The sequence below is a fragment of the Longimicrobium sp. genome, from assembly GCF_036280135.1.
GTDB lineage: Bacteria > Gemmatimonadota > Gemmatimonadetes > Longimicrobiales > Longimicrobiaceae > Longimicrobium.
Genome location: NZ_DASURI010000472.1, coordinates 1 through 2,329, shown reverse-complemented (window position 1 = coordinate 2,329; position 2,329 = coordinate 1). Strand labels below are relative to the sequence as shown.

Annotated in this window: 1 protein-coding gene and 1 pseudogene; one reads left to right on the top strand and one right to left on the bottom strand. The window is 70.2% G+C overall.

Features of this window, described 5'->3' with window-relative positions:
• Nucleotides 1-146: 146 nt before the first annotated feature.
• Nucleotides 147-1,529, bottom strand: a complete 1,383-nt coding sequence (locus tag VFZ20_RS15285; RefSeq protein ID WP_329684772.1) for an amino acid permease — start codon at nt 1,527-1,529, stop codon at nt 147-149.
• Between the two features lie 454 nt (nt 1,530-1,983).
• Here VFZ20_RS15285 and VFZ20_RS15280 point away from each other — a divergent pair.
• A pseudogene (locus tag VFZ20_RS15280) lies at nt 1,984-2,329 on the top strand (hypothetical protein); the annotation flags it as partial.

Here is a 2,329-nt window from a genome sequence, read left to right as displayed (position 1 = left end):
GACCCCCTGCCCCCGCTTCGCGGGGGAGGGGGAGAACTGCACGTAGCAGGTGAGCCGACCAGAGTGCAATCTGCCCGTGAAAGTCGACACCCTCTCCCGCGCAGCTTGCGGGAGAGGGTGCGAGCGTCAGCGAGCGGGTGAGGGCCCTACGCCGTCGTCCTCCCGCCCTGGATGGCGCGCCACAGGAAGAACGCGGGGATGCCGGCCAGGATCACGCCGAATCCGAACAGCGTCTGCCCGGGCGACTCGACGACCGCGTTGCCCAGCATGGCCACGGACGCGATCAGAAAGACGAGCGGCACCAGGGGATAGCCCCAGGTGCGGTACGGGCGCTCCAGGCTGGGCCGGGTGCGGCGCAGGAGAAAGACGGCGCCCACGGCCAGCGCGTAGAACGGCCAGATCCCCAGGATGAACGCGTCCGCCAGCTGCTCGAAGCTGCGGATGGACACGTACCCGATGCCCAGCGTGGCCGCCAGCGCGATGGCCACGAACGGGGTCCCGAAGCGTGGATGCACCTTCGCGATGGGGCGAAAGAACAGGCCGTCCTCCGCCATCGCGTAGAAGATGCGCGGCCCCGTCATGGTGCTGCCGTTGAGCGCGCCGAACGCCGACAGCATCACCATCGCCGCCACGATGGAGGCCCCCGCCGCGCCGAACACCGTGCGCGCCGCGTCGGCCGCGATCAACGGCTTGCCGGCCATGGCCGCGGGCGACAGCACGTACATGTACGCCGCGTTCACGATCATGTAGATGACGATGATGCCCAGCGTGCCGCTCAGCAGGGCGCGGGGCATGGTGCGTCCCGGGTCCTTGACCTCGCCGGCCATGAAGGTGAGGTCCGCCCACCCGTCGTAGGCCCACATCACCGCCACCAGGGCGATGCCGTATCCGCCCCACGTGGTGGGCGACCACTCGATGGGGCTGGCGAAGCTCCCCTGCGCCCCGCTGCCGAAGAGGAACGCGGCCACGGCCAGCCCCACCAGCGCGCCCACCTTGGCGGCCGTGGAGATGTTCTGCACGAGCGCGCCCCACCTGACCGAGAGGATGTTGGCCGTGGCCAGGGTGACGATGGCGATGGCGGCGATGACCTTGACGCCCGTGTCGCTCAGGGGCGCGAACGTCTGCACGTACTCGGCGAAGAGCATGGCGATGCCGCCCAGCGCGGAGGGGCGGATGACCAGCAGCTCCGTCCATCCGAAGAGGAACGCCGGCAGCGGCCCGTACGCCTCGCGCAGAAAGACGTAGATGCCGCCGGAGCGCGGGAACAGGGCCGCGAGCTCGGCAAGCGTGAGCGCGCCGAAGAGGGCGATGAGGGCGCCCACGATCCACAGCGAGGCCATGGCGCCCACGGTGCCCACCTGCTCGGCCACGGTGCTGGGCACGCGAAAGATGCCGCTGCCGATGGTGGAGCCCACCAGCACGGCCGCCGCGCTCCAGATGCCCAGCTGCCGCTGCAGCCGGTCGGTGTGCGGGCCTGGGTCGTTGTCGGGGAGCACGGGCGTGCCGCGGGATGCCTCGGTGACGCGCATTGCGTGGGGTGTGCGTGGGGTCGGGGTCGGGGCCAGGCTGGGATTATACGCGCGGGCGGCGGGGTGAGGAAATAGGGTGCGAGGGAATAGGGTGCGAGGGAATAGGTAATAGGGAATAGGGAATAGCCTGCAACCGCAGAGGTCGAAACGGGACGCACCGGAGCCGCGGGCGGCTCTCGCCGATTCTGCTCGCTCGACCAAAGGTGCAACAGTGTACACCAGGCGCCCTCGCTGGGGCAGTCCGCGCAGGCGGACTTCGCGCCTTTCCAGCGGCGAATTCATTCGCTCCGGCCGGGTGGCGCGCCCAACTGCTCGGGCTCACCCACCGCGCCCGCTATTCCCTATTACCTATTACCTATTCGCTGCAGTTCATCCCCTGCAGTCCCCGCACTGGCGCAACTCCCTGCCCTTCCCCATCCTACCCGCTCCACACCCAACACCCGGAACCAACGCAATGCCCGTCCAGAGCCTCATCCGGCGCGCGGTGGCCGCGGCCGCCGTGCTGGCGGCCGCGCCCCTCGCGGCGCAGCAGACTTCGCCGTCGCAGCTCACGGTGGAGCGCATCTTCGACACGGAAGACTTCACCGTCCAGGAGCTCACCGAGCCGGCGTGGGCGCCGGACGGGCGCCAGCTGGCCTTCATCCGCGACACGCTCACGCTCGTCGTGCAGGACGCCGCCACGGGGCGCGAGGAGACGGTGCTGGACGCCGCCGCCCTCACGCCCGCCGGTGCGTCGGCGCCCGTGCAGGTGGAGGGCTTCGCGCTCTCGGGCGACGGGCGCAAGGTGCTCGTCTTTACCA

Bases quoted from the DNA above. Each gene is read 5' to 3' on its own strand.
- VFZ20_RS15285 (WP_329684772.1), bottom strand. From the start codon at position 1,529: ATGCGCGTCACCGAGGCATCCCGCGGCACGCCCGTGCTCCCCGACAAC.